Source organism: Vibrio sp. EA2 (genome assembly GCF_033042495.1).
Lineage (GTDB): Bacteria > Pseudomonadota > Gammaproteobacteria > Enterobacterales > Vibrionaceae > Vibrio.
Window position 1 is genome coordinate 104,773 of sequence record NZ_JAWLID010000008.1, and the last position, 21,046, is coordinate 125,818.

General features: G+C 45.3%; 24 protein-coding genes and 4 pseudogenes. 16 read left to right on the plus strand and 12 right to left on the minus strand.

Going from position 1 to position 21,046, the window contains the following annotated elements:
* The first annotated feature begins 669 nt into the window (after positions 1 to 669).
* The 4 genes from RXX31_RS16455 to RXX31_RS16470 all read left to right on the plus strand — a co-directional run bounded on the left by RXX31_RS16455 (position 670) and on the right by RXX31_RS16470 (position 3,184).
* A complete protein-coding gene (locus tag RXX31_RS16455; protein ID WP_317590693.1) occupies positions 670 to 1,254 on the plus strand; it encodes an NAD(P)H-dependent oxidoreductase in 585 nt (194 codons plus the stop codon).
* 10 nt (positions 1,255 to 1,264) lie between these two features.
* Positions 1,265 to 1,831, plus strand: a complete 567-nt coding sequence (locus RXX31_RS16460) for a carboxymuconolactone decarboxylase family protein (protein WP_317590694.1) — start codon at positions 1,265 to 1,267, stop codon at positions 1,829 to 1,831.
* A gap of 70 nt (positions 1,832 to 1,901) precedes the next feature.
* Positions 1,902 to 2,558: a DsbA family oxidoreductase gene (locus RXX31_RS16465; RefSeq protein WP_069522893.1), complete on the plus strand. Its 657-nt coding sequence runs from the start codon at positions 1,902 to 1,904 to the stop codon at positions 2,556 to 2,558.
* An 86-nt stretch (positions 2,559 to 2,644) separates the two neighbouring features.
* A complete protein-coding gene (locus RXX31_RS16470; RefSeq protein WP_317590696.1) occupies positions 2,645 to 3,184 on the plus strand; it encodes a peroxiredoxin family protein in 540 nt (179 codons plus the stop codon).
* Positions 3,185 to 3,286: 102 nt separating this feature from the next.
* On the opposite strand, the gene RXX31_RS16475 is transcribed toward RXX31_RS16470, so the two are convergent.
* Both RXX31_RS16475 and RXX31_RS16480 read right to left on the minus strand, forming a co-directional pair.
* A complete protein-coding gene (locus tag RXX31_RS16475) occupies positions 3,287 to 3,652 on the minus strand; it encodes a winged helix-turn-helix transcriptional regulator (RefSeq protein ID WP_041155148.1) in 366 nt (121 codons plus the stop codon).
* A 250-nt stretch (positions 3,653 to 3,902) separates the two neighbouring features.
* Positions 3,903 to 4,025 (minus strand): annotated as a pseudogene (locus RXX31_RS16480) (integrase); the annotation flags it as partial.
* 401 nt (positions 4,026 to 4,426) lie between these two features.
* On the opposite strand from RXX31_RS16480, the pseudogene RXX31_RS16485 reads away from it, so the two are divergent.
* Positions 4,427 to 4,681 (plus strand): annotated as a pseudogene (locus tag RXX31_RS16485) (IMP dehydrogenase); the annotation flags it as partial.
* Positions 4,682 to 4,791: 110 nt separating this feature from the next.
* On the opposite strand, the pseudogene RXX31_RS16490 reads toward RXX31_RS16485, so the two are convergent.
* The 3 genes and pseudogenes from RXX31_RS16490 to RXX31_RS16500 all read right to left on the minus strand — a co-directional run.
* Positions 4,792 to 4,908 (minus strand): annotated as a pseudogene (locus tag RXX31_RS16490) (site-specific integrase); the annotation flags it as partial.
* Positions 4,887 to 5,243 (minus strand): IS110 family transposase, encoded by a 357-nt coding sequence (locus tag RXX31_RS16495; protein WP_317590697.1) that lies wholly within the window; start codon positions 5,241 to 5,243, stop codon positions 4,887 to 4,889. The pseudogene RXX31_RS16490 and the gene RXX31_RS16495, both read right to left, overlap by 22 nt.
* A 273-nt stretch (positions 5,244 to 5,516) precedes the next feature.
* Complete coding sequence (locus RXX31_RS16500; protein WP_317590698.1) at positions 5,517 to 7,211, minus strand: phospho-sugar mutase; 1,695 nt, start codon at positions 7,209 to 7,211, stop codon at positions 5,517 to 5,519.
* A 313-nt stretch (positions 7,212 to 7,524) separates the two neighbouring features.
* On the opposite strand from RXX31_RS16500, the gene coxB reads away from it, so the two are divergent.
* From coxB to RXX31_RS16520, 4 genes are read left to right on the plus strand one after another with little or no spacing between them, the layout of a single operon-like run.
* Complete coding sequence (gene coxB / locus RXX31_RS16505; protein ID WP_317590699.1) at positions 7,525 to 8,688, plus strand: cytochrome c oxidase subunit II; 1,164 nt, start codon at positions 7,525 to 7,527, stop codon at positions 8,686 to 8,688.
* Positions 8,685 to 10,325: a cytochrome c oxidase subunit I gene (gene ctaD / locus RXX31_RS16510; protein WP_065298286.1), complete on the plus strand. Its 1,641-nt coding sequence runs from the start codon at positions 8,685 to 8,687 to the stop codon at positions 10,323 to 10,325. Before coxB ends, ctaD begins: the two co-directional genes overlap by 4 nt.
* Positions 10,326 to 10,340: 15 nt before the next feature.
* Positions 10,341 to 10,883 carry a cytochrome c oxidase assembly protein gene (locus RXX31_RS16515; protein WP_317590700.1) on the plus strand — a complete coding sequence of 181 codons (543 nt, stop codon included), beginning with the start codon at positions 10,341 to 10,343 and terminating at the stop codon, positions 10,881 to 10,883.
* A gap of 51 nt (positions 10,884 to 10,934) precedes the next feature.
* On the plus strand, positions 10,935 to 11,819 hold the full coding sequence (locus RXX31_RS16520; protein ID WP_317590701.1) for a cytochrome c oxidase subunit 3: 885 nt from the start codon (positions 10,935 to 10,937) through the stop codon (positions 11,817 to 11,819).
* A 14-nt stretch (positions 11,820 to 11,833) separates the two neighbouring features.
* On the opposite strand, the gene RXX31_RS16525 is transcribed toward RXX31_RS16520, so the two are convergent.
* On the minus strand, positions 11,834 to 12,070 hold the full coding sequence (locus RXX31_RS16525; RefSeq protein ID WP_264907353.1) for a DUF2909 domain-containing protein: 237 nt from the start codon (positions 12,068 to 12,070) through the stop codon (positions 11,834 to 11,836).
* On the opposite strand from RXX31_RS16525, the gene RXX31_RS16530 reads away from it, so the two are divergent.
* The 4 genes from RXX31_RS16530 to cyoE are packed head-to-tail and all read left to right on the plus strand — an operon-like array spanning position 12,069 to position 15,299.
* Positions 12,069 to 12,836: an SURF1 family protein gene (locus RXX31_RS16530; protein WP_317590702.1), complete on the plus strand. Its 768-nt coding sequence runs from the start codon at positions 12,069 to 12,071 to the stop codon at positions 12,834 to 12,836. The two genes, RXX31_RS16525 and RXX31_RS16530, sit on opposite strands and share 2 nt — an antisense overlap.
* A complete protein-coding gene (locus tag RXX31_RS16535; protein WP_317590703.1) occupies positions 12,833 to 13,369 on the plus strand; it encodes a cytochrome oxidase biogenesis cluster protein in 537 nt (178 codons plus the stop codon). Before RXX31_RS16530 ends, RXX31_RS16535 begins: the two co-directional genes overlap by 4 nt.
* 9 nt (positions 13,370 to 13,378) lie before the next feature.
* The gene (locus RXX31_RS16540; RefSeq protein ID WP_317590704.1) at positions 13,379 to 14,398 is read left to right on the plus strand and encodes a COX15/CtaA family protein; all 1,020 of its coding nucleotides are present in this window, start codon (positions 13,379 to 13,381) and stop codon (positions 14,396 to 14,398) included.
* Positions 14,391 to 15,299 (plus strand): heme o synthase, encoded by a 909-nt coding sequence (gene cyoE / locus RXX31_RS16545; RefSeq protein ID WP_317590706.1) that lies wholly within the window; start codon positions 14,391 to 14,393, stop codon positions 15,297 to 15,299. The genes RXX31_RS16540 and cyoE overlap by 8 nt, the downstream gene beginning before the upstream one ends.
* Before the next feature lie 55 nt (positions 15,300 to 15,354).
* Here the strand turns inward: cyoE and RXX31_RS16550 are convergent, their stop codons facing one another.
* A complete protein-coding gene (locus RXX31_RS16550) occupies positions 15,355 to 15,828 on the minus strand; it encodes an FKBP-type peptidyl-prolyl cis-trans isomerase (protein ID WP_317590707.1) in 474 nt (157 codons plus the stop codon).
* 13 nt (positions 15,829 to 15,841) lie between these two features.
* A complete protein-coding gene (locus RXX31_RS16555; protein ID WP_317590709.1) occupies positions 15,842 to 16,474 on the minus strand; it encodes a thiol:disulfide interchange protein DsbA/DsbL in 633 nt (210 codons plus the stop codon).
* Positions 16,475 to 16,740: 266 nt separating this feature from the next.
* Here RXX31_RS16555 and RXX31_RS16560 point away from each other — a divergent pair, with 266 nt between their 5' ends.
* The gene (locus tag RXX31_RS16560; protein ID WP_317590711.1) at positions 16,741 to 17,364 is read left to right on the plus strand and encodes an OmpA family protein; all 624 of its coding nucleotides are present in this window, start codon (positions 16,741 to 16,743) and stop codon (positions 17,362 to 17,364) included.
* Between the two features lie 93 nt (positions 17,365 to 17,457).
* Here the strand turns inward: RXX31_RS16560 and RXX31_RS16565 are convergent, their stop codons facing one another.
* The 4 genes from RXX31_RS16565 to RXX31_RS16580 form a co-directional block, all read right to left on the minus strand.
* Positions 17,458 to 17,817: a glutaredoxin gene (locus RXX31_RS16565; protein WP_317590712.1), complete on the minus strand. Its 360-nt coding sequence runs from the start codon at positions 17,815 to 17,817 to the stop codon at positions 17,458 to 17,460.
* Positions 17,818 to 17,928: 111 nt separating this feature from the next.
* Entirely contained in the window at positions 17,929 to 18,471 is a 543-nt protein-coding gene (locus RXX31_RS16570) for a hypothetical protein (protein WP_317590714.1), read from the minus strand.
* Positions 18,458 to 19,003 carry a YaeQ family protein gene (locus RXX31_RS16575; RefSeq protein WP_317590716.1) on the minus strand — a complete coding sequence of 182 codons (546 nt, stop codon included), beginning with the start codon at positions 19,001 to 19,003 and terminating at the stop codon, positions 18,458 to 18,460. Before RXX31_RS16575 ends, RXX31_RS16570 begins: the two co-directional genes overlap by 14 nt.
* Positions 19,004 to 19,243: 240 nt before the next feature.
* The gene (locus RXX31_RS16580) at positions 19,244 to 19,453 is read right to left on the minus strand and encodes a cold-shock protein (protein ID WP_005375625.1); all 210 of its coding nucleotides are present in this window, start codon (positions 19,451 to 19,453) and stop codon (positions 19,244 to 19,246) included.
* A gap of 368 nt (positions 19,454 to 19,821) precedes the next feature.
* On the opposite strand from RXX31_RS16580, the pseudogene RXX31_RS16585 reads away from it, so the two are divergent.
* Together RXX31_RS16585 and RXX31_RS16590 are read left to right on the plus strand one after the other, a co-directional pair.
* A pseudogene (locus RXX31_RS16585) lies at positions 19,822 to 20,066 on the plus strand (alternative ribosome-rescue factor A).
* A 222-nt stretch (positions 20,067 to 20,288) separates the two neighbouring features.
* Positions 20,289 to 21,035 carry an outer membrane lipoprotein-sorting protein gene (locus RXX31_RS16590; protein ID WP_317590717.1) on the plus strand — a complete coding sequence of 249 codons (747 nt, stop codon included), beginning with the start codon at positions 20,289 to 20,291 and terminating at the stop codon, positions 21,033 to 21,035.
* Positions 21,036 to 21,046 lie beyond the last annotated feature (11 nt).

Here is a 21,046-nt window from a genome sequence, read left to right on the forward strand (position 1 = left end):
TAAGTAATTGTATTTAATGAGTATTTTTATATTCTTGTTTAGGATCGGTCTTTATCGGTTGCTGTCGTCTGTATGACTATGAAGGGGAGTAGTGGTGTTTTTTGGCGCTGCTATTTATATGTCCAATCTTTAGATGAGACCAATATTTAACACAATGAAATTCATTTAAGATAAATGGCGGTAAAGTGTAGTGAAGGAATAAAGTTTCATACCAGTTACGACAGAATCGCTTGGTGATCACAACACCGGTGATCACATTCGTAAGTAACATTTGGACAATTTCGAGTTCGGGATTGCGTTTCAGACAACACTGTTCGGATAACTTCAGATAAATGACCTGCTCCCCAAAAACTAGTCCAGTCGGTCCTTAGTAACATCCGTTTGGTTGTGTTTGTAGTAGCTCATATCAGATCTTACAGTTTCGGTGAATATGGCAGAACTTCATCGGGCATAAGGCAATGAACGAGGTACTGACGGCCACAATGTCTGAACTACTTCCATTTTAAATGCCTGATATTAAACAATGACTTAATGTTGTTTTAATCGACCTTCATGGTGGTTACTAAAAGTTAACTAATTGCACTAGAGATGCAGGTAACCATAATAAACCGCAAGACAGCGAAATCATTATTCGCTTTGTAAACATCCAAATATTGAAGGGTTAATATCATGAGTAACGTCCTAATCATTAACGCACACGAACCATCTCCATTTTCTGAAGGCAAACTCAATGCGGCTTTAGTTGAAAAAGCTCGTACCCAGTTGGAATCAAAGGGTCACGAAGTTCGCGTTGTCACAATGCAAGATGACATCGTCGTTGACGAGCAACTGGCGAACTTTAAATGGGCAGATCGAGTGATCCTACAGTCACCTGTCAATTGGATGACCATCCCATGGTCTTTTAAGAAATACATGGATGAAGTATTCACTGCGGGGATGGGAGGTGCGCTCTGTGCCTTTGATGGCAGAACGCCAGAAGAACCAAAGAAAAATTATGGAACAGGCGGCACTTGTACCAATATCAAATACATGCTTTCTTTCACATTCAATGCGCCAGAAGAGTCATTTAATAATGATAGCGAATACTTATTCCAAGGTCGCAGTGTGGATGACTTGATGTTCCACATGCACGCAAACTTCCGCTTCTTTGGCATGACGGCACTGCCAACCTTTGCTTGCTACGACGTGATGAAAAACGCAGACATTGAGAACGACTTTGCTCGCTTTGAAGCCCATCTAGACGCACACTTCTAAGGAGGTAGTCATGAGCACTGAATTTACTTACTACAATGCAGAAACGGCCCATGACGAGTCTAAAGAACTGGTCGCTCAGTCAATAAAAGGCTTCGGTATGCTGCCAAACCTGCACGCCGTTCTCGCCGAAGCGCCGGCAACCTACGAGGCATACAACACAGCCTTCGACCTGTTTATGAAAAACACAACGTTCAGTCCATTGGAGCAGCAGGTGGTCTTTATGACCGCAAACTTTGAAAATAACTGTCACTACTGTGTTCCTGGTCATACATGGATGATGAAGGCGGGCAAAATGCCAGATGACGTGATTGAAGCATTGCGTGAAGGCACCGTCATTCCTGATGCCAAGCTACAAGTACTGCATGATTTTACCAAGGCACTGCTTGATAACCGTGGTCATATCGGTGATGAAAAACTGCAAGCATTCTTCGACGCTGGATTTACTAAACGTCAAGCGCTGGAAGTGCTGACTGGTCTGGCTGCTAAGCTTATCTCAAACTTCACTAATGCATTGGCACATACTGAACCCGATGCACCATTCCAGAAGTTTGCGTGGACGCATCCTAGCGAACGTTAAACTTAGTCAAAGATAGCAAAGCAAAGCACTGTTTGACGCGTGAGCACAGTGCTTTGAGTAGGAAACTCATATGAATAATACAATTAAGCTCGACATTATTAGTGATGTTGTCTGCCCGTGGTGCATCATTGGATATAACCATTTAAATGCAGCAATCAAACAGCTTGGCATTGAAGATCGGGTCGAGATCGAGTGGCAGCCTTTTGAATTGAATCCGGATATGCCTGCTGAAGGTGAAAACCTTCGAGATCACGTTGCTCGTAAATATGGCAGTACCGCAGAGGAAAGTAAAAACGCGCGCATTCGTATCGCCAGCATTGGCACTGAACATGGCTTCAAGTTTAACTACTTTGATGACATGAAGATGGTGAATACGTTTGACGCACACCTTTTGCTCGATTACGCCAAGAGCTTGGGCAAGCAGACTGAGCTAAAGATACGTTTATTTACCGCATTTTTCAGTGAACAGAAAGACGTCTCTGACCGTGAGATTCTAAAGCAAGAGCTCATCTCTGTAGGCCTAGACCCTGAAGAAGGAATGCGCTGGCTAGATGATGTGCAGCGACGAAGCTCAGTCCGTAGTACAGAGAAACAATGGCAAAATATGGGCATATCGAGTGTGCCAACAGTGATTTTCAACAGAGAACATGCTGTTTCTGGTGCGCATCCAGTGGAAGGTTACAAACAGATCTTAACTGAGTTAATGGCTCAGACGAATCAAAGCTAGGTTACTAAAAGTATACTGGTTGCAACTGGTCTCTTAGTATCTTATCGTTTTTCTAGTTAGTGATGACTTCAACCCCAGGAGCCGAGATGACATACTCACAAAAACTCAAAGCGGGTGACGCTTTTCCTACATTAGAGGCAACAAAGCTGGATGGAACCAAAGTCAAGCTAGGCCAGCCTCAAGGTAATGCAACATGGCAAGCAGTTTTTGTCTATCGTGGTAAACACTGTCCACTTTGCACCAAGTACCTCAATGAAATTGAGACCTATAAACAGGCCTTTATTGAGGCGGGCGTTGATATTCTGGCTGTCTCTGGTGACTCGAAGCAACAATTGGAGCAACACCTAGAAAAGCTCGATATCAGTTTTCCAATCGCCTATGGTCTTACTGAGCAACAAATGAAGATTTTAGGGCTCTACATATCGCTACCACGCTCCGAAGCTGAAACCGACCATAACTTTGCAGAGCCGGGGTTGTTTGTGGTCAATGAGCACGGCAACCTACACGTGGTTGACCTATCTAATAACCCGTTTGTAAGACCAGAGCTCGGTGCACTGACCCGAGGTTTGGCATGGATTCGTAACCCAGAAAACCACTACCCTATCCGTGGCACACTAGACTACTGAACCTCCAGTTTGAAATACGACAAGGCAACCGTTTAGGTTGCCTTGCTACGTTATAAAAGGGAAGTGATGAAGGTCACTCACGCTATTTAAGCGGAACATTCATTATTTGAGTTGCACATTGTTGCTTTCTGACCATTTTCTCAATGCATCGAGAATCGTTAACGCACTGCGCCCAAACTCGGTGAGTTCGTAACTGACTGCCAGCGGTTTTTCATTGAGCACACGACGTATTACCATGTTCTCACTTTCTAGTTCTTTTAGACGCTGGTCGACCATCTTCTTACTTGCACCACCCAACATTCTTGAAAGATCATTGAATCTCACAGGGCCATCTTTCAGATGGTAGATGATGGAGCCCTTCCATTTGGAGCCCAAAATCCTCATGCCTTTTTCGATCGCACAAGGCTCGGTACAAGCATCAACAACGCTCTTACGCCCTTTTGGGTCAACTTTAACTTGTGCTTTCATACAGCCCCGCGTCATTTTGAGAAGTAACGTAACTTATCAGCACTGACAATAAAAACGTCACTCAGAGTTATTGAATACGCTCAGCGAATTAGGTGTAAGAGTGAGCACCTAATGGCGAGAGTCTTGAGGTATATTTTAGTTACCTAGAGATTGAATGCAACCAGTATGCTTCTAGTAACCTGCCATTCCCCCCCGAAAAATAACAGCAGCCAAAAGAAGGTTGCATTAATCAGTTTAGTTGGCCTTAACAAGCGGCACTGATCAAGTTGCCTTCTATCTCAAGCTCAAGGCGTGTGCGGATACGCCAGATATCTTCAAGTTTAAATGGCTTCTTTTGTCCTAAGTGTCTTCTCTGTTTATTAGTAGTTACCATGCTCCACCTCCATAGGTTGTTTGAGTAACTAGATAATTTTGGAAATGACAATTTTGGATAACATTTCCTAATGTGATATGGGGGCCGTCACTTTGTTTGGGGCAAATACTCTAAGAAGGAATGGGGCAAAGGTGTGTTTGCCATGAGCGGCGCAGGCTGGAAGCTTAGCGATAAGATCGCTGTCGTTTTAGTATTTAGTTTTATACTTGGTATGAGACTCAATCACTCTCCCACATCAATATTTAACAAAGCAAACTTCATTCAAATAAAGTGGCAGCATTTGTGGCAGCACTTGTCATTTTAGGTCGGTTTTAGTCGGTTATTTTCATCGATTTGTACTGTTTATATAAACAGTGAAATTTATTTAATATTTTGATTTTTAAGGTTTTTGTATTTTTTGAGTGAAATTCTACGGCATGTCTTCTCAGTCTGCTATGAATAAGCACTCAGGTGGTGTGGCTAAGTACCGCGCAGCTGAAGGAAAAACCGTACTATTGCCTTACCGCGGGAGTGTTCACGGCACTATCCAGGACATCCTTGGAGGTGTGCGTTCAACCTGTACATACGTAGGTGCAGCAAAGCTTAAAGAGCTAACGAAGCGCACGACGTTCATCCGCGTACAAGAACAAGAGAATAACGTATTCGGTAAAGAGTAAATCGACTGAATATCGGAAAAATCGAATAATTAAGAGCCGCTAATAGCGGCTCTTTTTTGCCCTAAATTTGCCTAGTGGCGACAGAGCTCTAAAAATTTTGTGGCGACAGGCTATAAATTGCTAAGAGGGTTACGGGTAATCGCTTCAGATAAATGATCGGGAGCGAAGTGCGCGTAGCGCATTGTCATCGAGATATCAGCATGGCCTAATATGTCGCGCAGAACCAGTGATCCGCACCAACAGAATGAACATTGGGTTGCTGTGACGCAATTGCGATTGCAAGGGCATCATTTTTGTCTGTTTTTTGGTTTGCTCTAAAAGGAGTAACGTTTTTGGGTGCAATGATGCTGACGTCATGCCCTAAATTTTGGCAGAAACGCCCCCAGTGATGCGCGGAGCCACAAGCTTCCATCACAACATGAGATGAAGGTTGTTTTTGTAACCATGATTTCAAGCTCTGACGGGTCAGCGCTTTTTCAGAAACAGCTTGATTCTTAACTAGTTTACAAATTTGGAATGAATTTTTTTCTAAATCAATGGCAATAGTTGTAGACTTTTTCATGTATGGCTCCCTAATTAAAATTTTTTGTTTGCACTAAAATTTTAGCTCCTCCCCAGAGGGGAGGGAGTCCATACATCGGACAGCGACGAAGGAGCGTGATTCAGGATCTTCTATCCGAGTACTTTTCTATCAGAGGTATTTCTCTATCTTCTAAGCACTCAGATATTAGATTCCTAGTCTCGCTAAGGCTCGCTGGAATGACCCTATATGAGTTGCTGAGTGACTCGCATTAAACCGTTATTGCTGGCTTTACTTTGTTTTGGGTGTAACGCTCTACAAGCTTTTCTGGTGAGCGTCGATAAGCTCGTTCATCTTCGCTTCTGCCGCTTGCTGGGCTTGTTCATAGCTCATGTTGTCCGGAAAATCAGAGATGACTTCGTAGTAACATTTCAATTTAGGCTCAGTGCCTGAAGGACGAACGATCACGCGTGATTGGTCTTCGAGGTGGTAGATCAATACATCACTGGAAGGTAAATCGATCGCTTCTTCAGAGCCGTCGTCATACGTTTTCACGGATGTTTTTAAATCTTCTGTTATTGCTACTTTTTTCCCTGCGATATCTTTTGGTGGCGTTGCACGTAGCTTGTCACCGATAGGTGGCGATTTTGGATCCAAAGCAATACTGCGTTGTGCGTTGAAGTAAAATCCGTGCTGACGGTAAAGCGCTTCCAGTTTGTCCCATAGCGTTTGGCCTTGAGCTTTCAGCTTTCCTGTCAGCTGAGCGAAGGCAACGATCGCGGAGAGCCCATCTTTATCCCAGACTTTATTACCAACTGTGTAACCCAGAGCTTCTTCGTAAGCGAATAAGAATGGGTGTTGCTCTGTTTCTTTCTCCATGGCGATGTTGGTCAGCCATTTGAAGCCAGTCAGCGTTTGGTAGTACTCGGCTCCATGTGCTTTAGCAATGCTGCTCAGCAGACGAGAAGATACAATGGTATTACCAACCAGAGCGTTTGGTTGCTGTTCTAGCAAGTAATCACCGAAGAGCGAGCCGACTTGGTCTCCTGTCAGCATTTGGTATTCACCATCAGCGCGTTTTACCGCGACCGCAAAACGGTCTGCATCCGGATCGTTGGCACACGCGATATCAGCGTCTACCGATTTACCCAGTGCCATCACCATGTCCATTGCCCCGGCTTCTTCGGGGTTAGGGAAGTTAACCGTTGGGAAGGTACCATCCGGCTCACGCTGCTCTGTTACACTCGCCACTTTCTTAAATCCGGCATCTGCCAAAAGCGTCTCTGCCATATCGGCACCGACACCATGCATGGCTGTGTAAGCGATAGAAATATCGGTGTTGGAATCTGGTGTGAGCAACGCATTTTCGTTCATGGTTTGGCGATAACTCTGGTAGTAGTCATCTTCCAGCCAAACCAGTAATCCCTGTTGTTTCGCATCGTCTAACGACATCAGCGGTAGAGGTTTGGTCGTTGCCAGGTCGATTTCAGCGGCAATCCCTGAGTCATGCGGTGGAATAATTTGCGCACCATTCTCCCAGTAGACTTTAAAGCCATTATATTCCGGCGGGTTGTGACTTGCTGTTACGACAACGGCTGCGGCAGCGTTCAGTGTACGTACACCAAAGGCAACGATTGGCGTTGCAGCCACTTTATGAGTCAAATAAACCTTTATGCCAAGTGCGGTCAGTACAGACGCAGTATCGTGCGCAAACTGCTTTGAGTCTGGTCGACCATCGTATCCAATAACAACGCCGCGTGATGCTGCGTCTTCAACCTGGTCAATTAAGTAGTGGCCAAGTCCGGTTGCGGTTTCCTTAATAACGAGGCGGTTCATACGGTTTGGACCCGCGCCGACTTTTCCTCGTAATCCTGCGGTACCAAAAGCAAGGCGTGAACCAAATCGGTCGTTGATCTCTTGCTGATCATTTGTGTCCACGAGGTGTTGCAGCTCTTCACGAGTCTTTGGGTCGGGGTCTCGTGCTAGCCATTGATCAATTATTGCTGTCATGTCTGTCTTTCCTTAGGTGGGGAGCCTACCTGTTTTGACTCTTCGTCATAGATTGCAATTAATGTAAATGGTTCTCAATTCCAATTCAAACAGGGCAATCGATAAACCGAACTTATTTTTTTAATTATCGAACAAAATTTATTCGCATTTTATTTCTTGAAGAACTTTAGAACTATAACTAGCCTTTTAACATAAATATAACAAACCGTGTTGAAATCGCAGTTTTTGCGATTTTTCGTAAATTTGTTCGATATTTGCATCGGGACGCAAGGAAGCTCGCGTAAGCGTAGCGGCTGAGCAGAGGAGAGATCTTTTGAAAAGATTAGCGACTACTCTTGCCTTAACACTGAATGTGACTTTAATCACATTCTCTTCTTATGGATGGTCAAAAGACAACGACTACAATATGACCAAAGGGGTCACAGCGATCAGTGAGCAAGTGTATGAATTGCATATGCTGATCTTCTATATTTGCTGTGCGATTGCCCTTGTGGTCTTTGGTGTCATGTTCTATTCCATCATTCGTCATCGCAAGTCAAAAGGAGCAGTTGCCGCTCATTTCCATGAAAGCACCAAAGTGGAAATTATTTGGACGGTTATCCCTATTATCATTCTTGTGGCGATGGCGATTCCCGCAACAAAAACTTTAGTTGCAATGGAAGATACCAGCCAATCGGAGCTCACCATCAAAATCACTGGCTCCCAGTGGAAGTGGCATTACAACTACTTTGGTCAAGACGTCGAGTTTTTTAGTCTTCTCGCCACCAGTCAAAAACAGATTGATGGAATCGAAACAAAAGGTGCTCATTACTTACTTGAAGTGGATAACCCGCTTGTCCTGCCTGTTAATCGCAAAGTCCGTTTTCTTCTTACGTCAGACGATGTGATTCACTCGTGGTGGGTGCCTGATTTTGCTGTGAAGAAAGACACCGTACCAGGGTTTATCAATGAAGCGTGGACTCGAATTGATGAGCCTGGCGTGTATCGCGGCCAATGTGCCGAGCTTTGTGGTCGCGCACATGGGTTCATGCCAGTCGTGGTGCATGCGATGGCAGAAGACGAGTTTGATCAATGGCTGGCTGGTAAGAAAGAAGAAATTGCGCTTCAGAAAGCGGCTGCTCAAGAAGCATTAACACAAGATTTATCCATGGACGAGCTGATGGCTCAAGGTGAAGCGATTTACACCGCTCGATGTGCCGTCTGTCATCAAGCCAGTGGCGAAGGTATCCCAGGCGCATTTCCAGCAATCAAAGGCAGCCCTGTGGCGACGGGGGATGTGACTGAGCACATCAATGTGATAGTCAATGGTCGTGCCGGAACCGCCATGCAAGCTTTTGCCAACCAACTGAGTGACCAGGAAATCGCTGCCGTCATTACCTACCAACGAAATGCGTGGGGGAATGATACTGGCGACACCGTTCAAGCATCTGATGTTAATGCCTTTAAGGCACAAAAGAGTGCTAAGGAGGAAATATGAGCAAGCCAGCAGAAAAAGCCGTAAAGTCAGCACCGATTGAAGCACAAACTTCGGCGAATTCAACCATCGCTCTTGATGATGACCATGATGTTCATCACGCGCCTAAAGGTCTTGCTCGCTGGTTGTATTCGACCAACCATAAAGACATAGGCACCTTATACCTCTGGTTCAGTTTTGCGATGTTCCTCACTGGTGGGGCAATGGCGATGGTCATTCGCGCCGAGCTGTTTCAGCCGGGATTACAATTGGTCGATCCTGAATTCTTTAACCAGATGACGACCGTTCATGGCTTAGTCATGGTATTTGGTGCGGTGATGCCCGCCTTTACTGGCTTGGCAAACTGGATGATCCCCATGATGATTGGTGCGCCAGACATGGCATTACCGCGCATGAATAACTTGAGTTTTTGGATCTTGCCTTTTGCATTTCTCATTCTACTAAGCTCACTGTTTTTACCTGGCGGTGGGCCTAACTTTGGCTGGACATTCTATGCGCCGCTTTCAACCACGTATGGCCCGGACAGTACGGCGTTGTTTGTATTCTCTGTACACATCATGGGTATAAGCTCGATCATGGGCGCGATCAATGTCATTGTGACCATCGTGAATATGCGCGCGCCGGGCATGACTTGGTTTAAGATGCCGATGTTTGTCTGGACTTGGCTGATTACTGCATTTTTGCTCATCGCCGTTATGCCTGTTTTGGCTGGCGCGGTAACCATGGTTCTTACCGATAAGTACTTTGGCACCAGCTTCTTTGATGCGGCAGGTGGGGGCGACCCGGTCATGTTCCAACACATTTTCTGGTTCTTTGGTCACCCAGAAGTTTACATTATGATCCTGCCATCCTTTGGTATTGTCTCAGCGATTATTCCTGCTTTCAGTGGTAAAAAGCTCTTTGGTTATCACTCTATGGTGTATGCGACGTGCAGTATCGCGCTGCTTTCTTTCCTTGTGTGGGCACACCATATGTTCACCACTGGTATGCCCGTATTTGCCGAAATCTTTTTTATGTATTGCACCATGTTGATTGCAGTACCAACCGGAGTAAAAGTGTTTAACTGGGTCGCGACCATGTGGCGTGGTGCGTTGACGTTCGAAACGCCGATGTTATTTGCCATCGCGTTTATCGTGTTGTTTACCATTGGTGGTTTCTCCGGACTGATGCTGGCTATCGTGCCAGCCGATTTCCAGTATCACGATACCTATTTTGTGGTTGCGCACTTCCATTACGTACTGGTTTCCGGGGCGGTATTCTCCATTATGGCGGCGGCTTATTACTGGCTTCCGAAATGGACCGGCAATATGTATGACCACAAGCTGAGTTTGTGGCATTTCTGGTGTTCGCTGATTTCAGTCAACGTGCTTTTCTTCCCAATGCACTTTTTAGGGTTGGCAGGTATGCCACGAAGAATTCCGGATTACGCGATCCAGTTTGCGGACGTCAACCAAATTGTATCTATCGGTGGTTTTGCCTTCGGTCTGTCTCAATTGATTTTCTTGTGGGTGGTCATCAAATGCATTCGTGGTGGCGAGAAAGCGACGGCGAAGCCTTGGGAGCGAGCGGAGGGGTTGGAATGGACAGTGCCAAGTCCAGCTCCACATCATACTTTCACTACTCCGCCTAAAGTCGATTAGATGTAGGTGACGAGCGTGACTCAATCTAATCCATCAAACAGAAAACTGACCATCAAGCTACTGCTTGCTACGGTGTTGATGTTCGGTTTTGGCTTTGCCTTAGTCCCTTTGTATGACGTGATGTGCGATGCATTGGGGATCAACGGTAAAACCAGCGAAGTGGCGGCGATTCAGCCTGTAGGTATGCAACCAGACATAAGCCGTACCATCCGAGTGGAGTTTATGGCGCACGTCAATCCGGATATGCCCTGGGAATTTAAACCCAAAGTCATTGCTATGGATGTACATCCCGGAGAGGTAGTCCAAACCGAGTACCTTGCGTTTAACGAGAGCGGACACAAATTGGTTGGGCAGGCTGTACCGTCTGTGTCACCGGGTAACGGCGCGGCTTACTTTAATAAGATCGAGTGCTTCTGTTTCAACCAGCAGCCTTTGGAAGGCAATCAACACGCACAAATGCCACTGATTTTTTACATTGAGCCCAATATTCCTGACTCAATTAATACGTTAACGCTGTCTTACACACTCTACAAGCTGCCTCCAGCGGAAGGGAGTTAGCCTCTCATAGAGAGACACACAGACCAAATCATGTCTGTAAGGAGAGAACTCATGAGTAACAAACCCGGGACTTATTATGTTCCTGCTCAAAGCAGCTGGCCAATTATTGGTGCGTTTGCGCTGTTCTTAGTTGCTGTTGGTGCGGGTATGACCGTGCAGGGAACCCAAAGTGATGGTCCGGTCGGCTCGATAGGTCGTGTCGTTTTGGCCGTGGGTTTTATGTTTTTGTTGTACATGTTAGCTGGCTGGTTTAGCAACGTGATTACCGAGTCGCTGACCGGTAAGTACAGCTCCCAAATTACGCGCTCTTTCCGCCAGGGGATGAGCTGGTTTATTTTTTCTGAGGTGATGTTCTTTGGCGCGTTCTTTGGTGCGCTGTTCTACGCGAGAATGGTTTCGGTGCCTTGGTTGGGCGGGGCGGACAATAACTTTATGACCAATGAAGTTCTCTGGCCCAATTTTGAAGCGATATGGCCACTGACGACCACTCCGGGAGGTGAAACCACCCAAGCGATGCCGTGGCAAGGGATTCCTCTGACCAACACCATCATTCTTTTGCTCTCTTCCGTTACCTTGCATATGGCGCACATCAGCTTGGAGCAAAACAAGCGTACAGCACTGGTTGTTTGGTTGGAGATCACCATCATACTTGCGGGCTTTTTCCTGTTTTATCAGGCTGAAGAGTACATTCACGCCTATCAGGAAATGGGGTTGACCCTGCAGTCCGGGGTTTATGGTAATACCTTCTTTATGCTGACGGGTTTCCACGGCATGCACGTCTGTCTGGGGACTATTTTCTTAATCGTATTGCTGTTCAGAATCGCGAAGGACCACTTTTCTCCGAAAAACCATTTTGCCTTTCAGGCGGGTAGTTGGTATTGGCACTTTGTTGATGTGGTTTGGTTGTGTCTGTTTGTTTTTGTTTATGTGCTCTAGCCGAGCCTCAGACATTAGTAGGGACGAGGGTTAGGATCAATCCATCCAGAAGTGAGAGCGATAAGTAGCAGAATGACGACTAAAGCGGAAAACATGACACGTCGACCTAAATAGTGGCTCATGGGTTTATGGTCACGATCAGCGTTGTCTGGGTCTTCACGAACCATTTCGATAAGCGCTTTTGCGAGGTTGAAGATAATGAAAAGTAGCAAAAGGATGAGTGTCAATTTGAACAAGAATACGGTGGACATGGAACCTCCGGTTATAACGCTACTTTTATCGAAGCGGTTTTGGGCTGCGGTTTGTTTAACTGTGGCTGTGTTTTCCCTGTTGGTCAAACTGGGCTTTTGGCAACTAGAGAGAGGTGAGGAGAAACAAGCTCTTGAGCAGACGATCCTCGCTAGAGCTGACTTACCTTATAAGAAAATGCATGTCGTACTTGATAACAATGACTGGCGTGAAGAAAGCGTCATTGGCGTCAAGGTGGAAGCACAAGTCGCCCCTGAGCCCTTACCGGTCATTTTGCTGGATAACCAAACCTACAACGGAACCGTGGGCTATCTTTCTTATCAGGTGGTGTCGGTGAGCCAGAATCAGAACATATTAGCACTGATGGAGCTTGGTTTTGTGGCTGGAGAACGCTCTCGTTCTGAATTGCCTGCCGTCAAAGAGTTAGAGACGCCTGCTGTGGTAACCGGACGTTTATATCGCAAATCAATGAACCCACTGAGTTCCGAGTTGATGCCTGAGCTGGGCGAGTCCATTCGAGTGCAAAATCTCAATATTTCTCAACTGAATGAAATATTAAATATTGAACTCATGCCCGCGGTTTTACAGCCTGACAATTTAGATAACTGGCCTTACGAATTCCCATGGAACCCATTACCACTGACAAGTGCGAAACACTTTGGTTATTCCGTTCAATGGTTTGCCATGGCTGGTGTGTTTCTCTTACTTACTGTCGTGGTTTTTATCCGTTGGTTAAAGGGTGTCTCATCACATGGAGGTGAAAAATGACGTCGAAAGTAACAAGGGGGCGTTTTGTCCTGATTGCATTGGTGTGCTTGTTTGCACTTCCTGCGGTTGTCGCCAAGCTAATTCTGAATCAGGGCTGGTATCAGAGTGGAGTGACCAATCGTGGTCAACTTATTGAGCCTTACACTACGTTAGAGCAATTAGGGCAAGTGGCACCGCAAACTGTACACGGTTGGCAACTGGCGTATGTGGTTCCCGAACAGTGTGAACAGCAGTGCCAACAACAACTGTATCTTCTTAAGCAAAGTCACGTCGCCCTCGGTAAATACCAAGACCGCGTAGTACCCGTGCTATGGACATCGGAATCGTCAGACTCGGTAGAGGTACCCATGGAGAGGATGGCAATTAACGCGTTGGTAGCGGAAAAAGTAGCGCAGGGACAAGTGGTCATTGTTGACCCTTTGGGGCAGTTAGTCATGTCCTACACACCAAAGCCAAACGAAGATTTGGTTAAGCTTAGCAAGGATATGCTGGCTGATTTGCGCAAACTGCTTAAGTTATCCCGAGTGGGATAGGGGGAAACGATGACGTTAATTCGACTAGTGAAAGTTAGTTTATGTCTTACCTTGGTGGTGATCATGCTCGGAGCCTATACGCGTTTATCCGACGCTGGATTAGGTTGCCCTGATTGGCCTGGTTGCTACGGGCATCTGTCGGTTCCTCTTCATGAAGATGACGTCGCAAGAGCTAACCTCAATTTTCCGGACCGCGCCGTCGATCATGAAAAAGCCTGGTTGGAGATGATCCATCGTTATTTTGCCGGGACGCTTGGAATCATCATCTTGGTTATGGCGGTTATAGCGTCACGCTCAGAGCGGGTTAACGCTTCGATACCGATCATGCTTTGCCTGCTGGTTGTTGGGCAAGCGTTGTTGGGTATGTGGACAGTCACACTCAAACTGATGCCTGTTGTCGTCATGCTTCATCTCCTTGGCGGTTTTACCTTGCTGTTATTACAAGCGGTCTTTTATTGCCAACTCAAAGCACGAGGTAATCTCTATTTTTCACCGTCTACCAGTACAGTACGTCTGTTCTCAATGGTGGCTTTTGCCGTCGTGCTTATTCAGGTACTACTTGGCGGTTGGACTTCTTCAAACTACGCGGCCTTGATGTGTACGACATTGCCAATCTGTGAGGGTGATTGGATCAGTTATTTGTCCTGGAAAGAAGCGTTTTCGTTCTGGCAAACCGGGTTTGATAATTACGAATTTGGCGTTTTAGAGTATCCGGCAAGAATGACCATACACGTTACTCATCGCATCGGAGCCATAATTACGGCCTTGGTGGTCGCAACTTATTGTGTTCTGTTGTTTAAGCAAGAGTCCCATTATTCACGAAACCTAGGCATTTGGATTGGGCTAGCGCTTATCTGTCAATTAATGCTCGGCGTGAGTAATGTCGTGTTTCAGTTACCGATCTACGTCGCAGTGGCCCATACACTGGGCGCAGCAATTATGTTGAGCCTCATTTGTGTGAGTCAGTTCTACTTGTGGCAGGGAAAAACACAGTGGAGTCATCAAGTGAAAGGAGTTCGCTATGAATAAAGATATCGCGTTGACATTAGAAGGGCGAAAGCGAATTGGCTCTACCTACCTGAAACTCACTAAGCCTAAAGTTGTGGCACTTATGTTGGTGACCGCTATCGTTGGTATGAATTTGGCGCCAGTCGCTACTTTCCCCTGGCTACAGGCAGCCATAGGGCTCGCTGGAATAGGTTTAATGGCTGGATCTGCCGCAGCATTTAATCACCTTATCGATCGTAAAATTGATGCACGAATGGCACGAACTCATAAACGTCCATTGCCCTCTGGTGACACCAACCCACTGTCCGTGGTGATATTTGCCACCGGTTTAGGTTTGGCAGGGTTTGTGTTGCTATACGCTTGGGTAAACGCATTGACCGCATGGATGACCTTATTAAGTCTGCTTGGCTATGCGGTTGTTTACACCATGTATCTAAAGCGAGCTACACCACAAAATATCGTGATCGCAGGAATAGCCGGTGCAATGCCACCACTGTTAGGCTGGACTGCGGTAACGGGCGAGTTGCATGGTAATGCCTGGCTTTTAGTGATGATAATATTCATCTGGACGCCACCCCACTTTTGGGCTCTCGCGATTCACAGGGTGGAAGAGTATCGTAAGGTCGATATTCCAATGCTTCCGGTTACCCATGGTATTGAATACACCAAAACCTCGATTCTGCTATATTCCGTACTTCTTACTCTGGTTTGTGTGATGCCGGTGTTAGTGGGCATGGTGGGCTTTATCTATCTTTCTGTTTCACTGCTGCTTAATGCCGGGTTTATTTACCATGCCTGGAAACTGAAGTTTGCACCGGATGAACGCAGTGCGATAGAGACGTTTAAGTTTTCTATTTACCACTTGTTGGTGTTGTTTATTGCCTTACTCGCGGATCACAATATCGACTTCTCCATGGTGTGAGTCTTTCTGAATACAAAAACGCCGGATTGATACAATCCGGCGTTTTAGTTTGTCGTTATTGAATGTCTAACAACTCAATATCAAAAATCAACGTACTTGCTGGTGGAATTGGGCCGGTACCACTTTTACCGTAAGCGAGTGTGCTTGGTACGAACAGGCGAATCTTTTCACCGACTACCATGTACTGAACACCTTCTTGCCAACCTTTAATGACTTGGTTTAAGCCGAATGAGATTGGCTCGCCGCGATCGACGGAACTATCGAATACCGTACCATCAATAAGTGTACCGTGGTAATGCACTTTAACTTTGCTTGTTGCCGTTGGGTGAACATCACCCGTACCTTTCTCTAGCACGATATATTGAAGGCCGCTTTCGGTAGTGATGACGCCTTCTTTCTTGGCATTTTCTAGCAGGAACGCTTGTCCTTTGGCAAAGTTTTCGTCTGCCACTTTATGGTTTGTCCAGGTGCGGTAAATGAAAAATGCCGCCAGAATAAAAATAATAAGAGGAAACAAAAATTTAGACACGTTGGCTCCTAGTCTATTGAGGTTGTTTTAGTAAGTAGTTAATCGTCTCAGACATGGCTTCAATACTGTCATGACCACCGCTAATTACCTGATATTTGCCATTAACGATAAAGGTGGGTACTGAGTTGATCTGGCCACGCGTTGTGATTTCATCGGCTTTTTTGACGTAATCAAGCAACTGCGTTTGCTGTGGTTGGTCTAGCTGATAAGGGCTAATCAGGTTACGAGACTCAAACGCATTTTCTACGGCTGCTTGACGTTCATCTGCTGTTGCTTCAGGCGGCATTTGAACGGCTGCAAAAAGGTCGGCCATAAATGCTTTATCTGGTGTCGCCTCTAGCTGCATAACCGCTGTATAGAAAATGAGAGCGCTGATCTCGGCACTGTCGTTAAACGTAACATGTACCTTCTCAACATCTTGCTTCGTCAGAGATTCTATTTGAGGCACAAATTCTTCCATCGAGCGACAGTGACCGCAGGTCAAGGAGAATGCCTCGGTTACAGGGGCAAGTTGATATTCCTGAAGTGAGACTGGCAGCACGTCATATTGTTTTCCTTGTTGCGGCTGCGAATTGCCGTTGTCGCACGCTGTAAGTGCCGTGACCACGGCAAAAAAAGCAAATCCTTTCAAAATATTTTTGAACATATTAACGCTCGATTGAGAAATTTGGGTTAGTTTATCGGTTAACGATGTCGACTAAAACTATTAAAACCGATTGTTACACTAAATTGGGATGATATTACTCAAATCACATCAAAGTCGCGGCCATAGAAGCATGTGACTGGCACGATCAGTGCATTTCATTCGCTAGCTTAAGAACGCTTAGCGTGATTTTGAAGTGACGAAAATGCTAAAGACAACGCGCATTGAGTCGACATAGTGAGTAACAGTTTTTCTACGTTGGGAACGGTATGAAGCAGTGGTTATTAATAGTTTGTAGCTTGCTTGGAGGGTGTGGAAGCATCAGTCAAGACATAGTGCCAGGTGGCAACATGTTAGATACAGCGCCGAAGACGAACACTGAGCTAAGACACCCAGAATGGGGTTATGGTCGTTCATCGTATGTTATGAATGTCCCGGCGCAACAGGCATCAAGCGCTGCTGTGAACGAGTCATCTAATATGACTTCGCTGGAACTGTTTTTGGATAGGCACAACATCGCCCACGAGACGATCAGTGGCGGGCACTTGATGGTTCGCTTAAAAGATCAAGTTCACTTTCAAACCGGTTCTGCGCTGCTATCTGTTCAATCACAAGGCTGGCTGAAAAGTCTGGGTCACTACCTGGCAGGGCGTGCGGATGTTGATGTTGTCATCGATGGGCATGCGGACAGTACTGGGGCGGCAAGTTTCAATGACACATTGTCGGAAAAGCGAGCTCGTGAAGTTGAAAAGCAGTTACTGGCCACTAGTATTCCTCGCCAGCGCGTTTTCTCGCGTGGGTTTGGTGAGCACGTACCCCAATGCAGCAACGCGACATCCAGTGGAAAAGCATGCAATCGACGTGTGGAACTGATGCTGATTGTCAGTGATTAGCGGGTGATGTGTGTATTGTCAGACAATCAATAAATAGAAAAGAGGCACCAATCTTGGTGCCTCTTTTACATCCGCCAATGTTCTTAGGGGGAACTAGGCAAATTCTTTTTCAATATGTGCAACGATGTCCGATGACTCATAAAGCCATTGGGTTTCACCATCTTTTTCGATTCGAAGACAAGGAACTTTAATTCTTCCACCACCTTGCTCAAGCGCTTGACGATGAGCAGGATCGTTCTTCGCATCGCGTAATTCAATTTTTACCGATTGTCGTTTCATCGCACGACGAACTTTTACGCAGAAAGGGCAAGCTTCAAACTGATAAAGCGCATATTGCTTCGCTTTGCTGTCAACGCTCATTTGTTCATTAGCGTCACGTTTGATTCCACGAGGTGAAAAAACAGCGTTAAGCAATAATATGATTTTGCCTAAAAACCAACGAATAAACTTCATAATGAGTCCCTGATGTTCAAAGGATGAATGTCCTTGTCGAATACAATCGCGACAAGCGTCGCACCGGGTTTGAAGTCTACCAGTTGTTTACTGTAGATAAAACCATGCTTTTTATGCGGAGAATAGACGCTTTAACCAAGCTAAAAAGCCGCCAGTTTTTGCTGGGTTCGCTTCTCGACCCATATAAAAACTACGCATCAATTCAGTTCTGAACGCATCTACATCGATACGTTGAATCACAAGTTCATGGTGGAGCGTGTTCTGAGTTTGTTCCGCATGATCGTGCGCCAGGCTGAAATCCATATTGAGATACCCTTGGGTATAAAGCCAAAGGTGGGTAATGAGAATAAGGTTTTCAGCAGATTGATTGGTGAACTTACTGGCGTGTTCATCACCCACAGACTCGCTAAGCGCGATTTGCATCTGTTGGCTAGCGTGAGCGCTTTGTTCATAGATTGCACTGGCTTCGATGTGAGATTTCGTCAGTAAGCCCAGCAAATGAAGTGTTGGAGCTGTTGACGGTTTATTCGCACATACTCTGGTGAACAGTGCGTTTTGTTCGTCCAACCAACGTTTCTTTGCCGTCTTATGTTCGGTTATAAAGGGAATCTTTTTGAATCCCATCTCCTGAAACAGTGTATTAAGTGGCGTCATGACTTTGCAATTCCCTCACCGTTACTTCGATGTGTTGATCGTTAATATCAACAAATATAGACGTACCAGTGATCATAACAGAAAGGTTTGCGCCACGGTCAAGGTGCTGACAAATTGTGTCAATGGAATCGTAATCAAAGCTTTCTACGCTTACCGGAAGCATTGAAAACTTGCCTGATACTTTCTCCCACCATACCGAAGCTTTGGTGTTATAGCTGTAGACTTTTACTTGTTTGGAAAGGCGAGTTGCTTTTTTGATTCTATCTGCATCTGGTTCACCGATCTCGATCCATTGAGTGATACTTTGGTCGTCAGCGATGTGCCACAGATCAGGTTCTTCAGTGGTTGACAGCCCTTTTGTAAATTCCAGATCGCTCGTCGCATTGAGACAATATGCTAAGACACGAGCCAACATACGTTGTGGTTTTTCTGAAGGATGAAGAGCGATGGTGAGTTTTTTGGAATTATAATAGTCGTTGTTCATATCGGAAATATCGATACGAAACTTATAAATGGTTGGTTTTAGCGCCATGTTTTTATCGTTTTGTAGTGCGTTGTGCCAATCACAGTATGATCAGAAGCAGCGTAAGAGAATGCTTGAGAACAAGACAGCATTTTTCGATAAGTCGTTATTCTACAATCAAAAATGTTGACGTCGTTATCGAGTATTTTAACCGGCTAGGTAGACCAGTTAGTTACTGCGATTGGTTTTAGCGATAGGCAAAAAAATAGCCAGCTTAAAAGCTGGCTACAGTATCAAATTCTTTAAGAATTAAAGTACTTTGATTTGCTCTGCTTGAGGGCCTTTTTGACCTTGAGAGATAACAAATTCTACTTTCTGGCCTTCAACTAGAGTACGGAAGCCGTCACCAGTGATTGCAGAGAAGTGAGCAAATACGTCAGGACCGTTTTCTTGTTGGATGAAACCGAAGCCTTTAGTTTCGTTGAACCACTTAACTGTGCCAGTAGCTGTGTTAGACATGTCTATTTTCCTAAATATCTAAATTTGTGTAATCTTTCGCCTCAACGGCGCTTATAGCGTGAAAAAATAAATTGCTATTGCGTACCACAGGACGACGGAGTTACAAGACATCCAACGAAATGTGAAAACAAAGAACTTTCTTTCTAGCCGTGTTTGAGTCTAGGTTAAATACAGTAAGAGTCAACAGATATTAGTAGTTTAAGGGAAAATATTTGTATTTAGTCACTATTTAATCGGTATGCTTTTGAGTAATTTTCAATTAAATGACGTCAATGTGAAGTTTTCACGCATAAAATTTATTTTGCGTAATTAAATTGACTTATTTTTCTAATTATTGTCCAATCTGGCCCGACCATTAAGGAGGATATATGGCGAAGTTAAAAGCAAATCCTCAGCCGAATGAGTTGCATCATGATACTGAGTTCGGCAGAGGTGAAATAAAAGACAATGCGCTAAAAGCCGTTGTGACGAGTCAGTTATTTAGAACGAGAATCGTTAACGCCAAAAAAGGTAAAGGCAGCTTCAGGCGGAAAATGAAGCATAAAGGCAAAGAGCCCTATTCAAAGTTCTCCCAGTGTGGATTTTGAATAGGGCTTTTTCTTTACCTAAATAACCCACACCACAGTATAGGCTTCGACTTTCCATGTTTGTTGATGCTTGTTGACTCTCGTTTCGTTAGTCATTTTCCCACCATTTTGACTACACATCACACGGCTGGTTTTTTCTACCTCACATCACCTAAGCACCATGGGTTCGTTGCTATACTCAAGTGAATTGCATGTTTTTATTGTTGTTTCTGTGTTGATGTAAAGCCAGCCAAGGCGAGAGGATTATTATGTTGAGAACATTTTTGATCTTGCTATTTGTCATTTCCTCCCCGCTGGCCGTGGCTGCGACCGCCTTTGAGATAGTGCAGAAGTCGGATCAAACCATGCGAGGCGAATCCAGCTACAGTGAAGCGACGATGGAAATTATCCGGCCTGACTGGCGTCGCTCAATGACCATGAAGAGTTGGACGAAAGGGACTGAACTTTCATTAGTACTGGTGACGGCTCCGGCAAAAGACAAAGGCAGTGCATCATTAAAGCGCTACAGAGAAATGTGGAACTGGGTGCCCAGCATTGAGCGTATCATCAAGATTGCGCCATCGATGTTGAGTCAGTCCTGGATGGGGTCTGATTTTACCAATGATGACCTCATTAACCAGTCTTCGATTGTTGTGGATTACCAACACACCTTGCTCGGAGAAGAGACCTTTGATGGAGATAAAGTCTGGCGAATTGATGCCCTGGCAAAACCTGACGCGCCAGTGGTCTGGAATAAAGTCACCTTGTGGATTTCTCAGGCGACCTACTTACAGCGCAAGATCGAGTTCTATGATGAGTTTGATGAGTTGGTCAATGTCATGACCACTTTCGATATTAAAATGCTAGGTGGAAGAAAAGTCGCGACTCGCCTGGAAATGCGGCCAATAGACAAGCCGGGTAACAAAACAGTGCTTACCACACACCAAGCTCAGTTCGACTTTAAGATTGATGACGATTTTTTCTCTCAGCAGCAAATGAAGTTACTGAGAGACTAGGTCGTTAGTCA

Excerpts from the sequence above, each read along its gene's own strand:
- RXX31_RS16575 (WP_317590716.1), bottom strand. The coding sequence starts at position 19,003 with ATGGCGCTAAAACCAACCATTTATAAGTTTCGTATCGATATTTCCGAT.
- RXX31_RS16530 (WP_317590702.1), top strand. The coding sequence starts at position 12,069 with ATGGAACCTCCGGTTATAACGCTACTTTTATCGAAGCGGTTTTGGGCT.
- RXX31_RS16495 (WP_317590697.1), bottom strand. The coding sequence starts at position 5,243 with ATGAAAAAGTCTACAACTATTGCCATTGATTTAGAAAAAAATTCATTC.
- RXX31_RS16470 (WP_317590696.1), top strand. The coding sequence starts at position 2,645 with ATGACATACTCACAAAAACTCAAAGCGGGTGACGCTTTTCCTACATTA.
- RXX31_RS16555 (WP_317590709.1), bottom strand. The coding sequence starts at position 16,474 with ATGTTCAAAAATATTTTGAAAGGATTTGCTTTTTTTGCCGTGGTCACG.
- RXX31_RS16570 (WP_317590714.1), bottom strand. The coding sequence starts at position 18,471 with ATGACGCCACTTAATACACTGTTTCAGGAGATGGGATTCAAAAAGATT.
- RXX31_RS16565 (WP_317590712.1), bottom strand. The coding sequence starts at position 17,817 with ATGAAGTTTATTCGTTGGTTTTTAGGCAAAATCATATTATTGCTTAAC.
- RXX31_RS16460 (WP_317590694.1), top strand. The coding sequence starts at position 1,265 with ATGAGCACTGAATTTACTTACTACAATGCAGAAACGGCCCATGACGAG.
- RXX31_RS16580 (WP_005375625.1), bottom strand. The coding sequence starts at position 19,453 with ATGTCTAACACAGCTACTGGCACAGTTAAGTGGTTCAACGAAACTAAA.
- RXX31_RS16465 (WP_069522893.1), top strand. The coding sequence starts at position 1,902 with ATGAATAATACAATTAAGCTCGACATTATTAGTGATGTTGTCTGCCCG.
- RXX31_RS16525 (WP_264907353.1), bottom strand. The coding sequence starts at position 12,070 with ATGTCCACCGTATTCTTGTTCAAATTGACACTCATCCTTTTGCTACTT.
- RXX31_RS16540 (WP_317590704.1), top strand. The coding sequence starts at position 13,379 with ATGACGTTAATTCGACTAGTGAAAGTTAGTTTATGTCTTACCTTGGTG.
- RXX31_RS16560 (WP_317590711.1), top strand. The coding sequence starts at position 16,741 with ATGAAGCAGTGGTTATTAATAGTTTGTAGCTTGCTTGGAGGGTGTGGA.
- RXX31_RS16475 (WP_041155148.1), bottom strand. The coding sequence starts at position 3,652 with ATGAAAGCACAAGTTAAAGTTGACCCAAAAGGGCGTAAGAGCGTTGTT.
- RXX31_RS16520 (WP_317590701.1), top strand. The coding sequence starts at position 10,935 with ATGAGTAACAAACCCGGGACTTATTATGTTCCTGCTCAAAGCAGCTGG.
- ctaD (WP_065298286.1), top strand. The coding sequence starts at position 8,685 with ATGAGCAAGCCAGCAGAAAAAGCCGTAAAGTCAGCACCGATTGAAGCA.
- RXX31_RS16535 (WP_317590703.1), top strand. The coding sequence starts at position 12,833 with ATGACGTCGAAAGTAACAAGGGGGCGTTTTGTCCTGATTGCATTGGTG.
- RXX31_RS16455 (WP_317590693.1), top strand. The coding sequence starts at position 670 with ATGAGTAACGTCCTAATCATTAACGCACACGAACCATCTCCATTTTCT.
- RXX31_RS16500 (WP_317590698.1), bottom strand. The coding sequence starts at position 7,211 with ATGACAGCAATAATTGATCAATGGCTAGCACGAGACCCCGACCCAAAG.
- cyoE (WP_317590706.1), top strand. The coding sequence starts at position 14,391 with ATGAATAAAGATATCGCGTTGACATTAGAAGGGCGAAAGCGAATTGGC.
- RXX31_RS16590 (WP_317590717.1), top strand. The coding sequence starts at position 20,289 with ATGTTGAGAACATTTTTGATCTTGCTATTTGTCATTTCCTCCCCGCTG.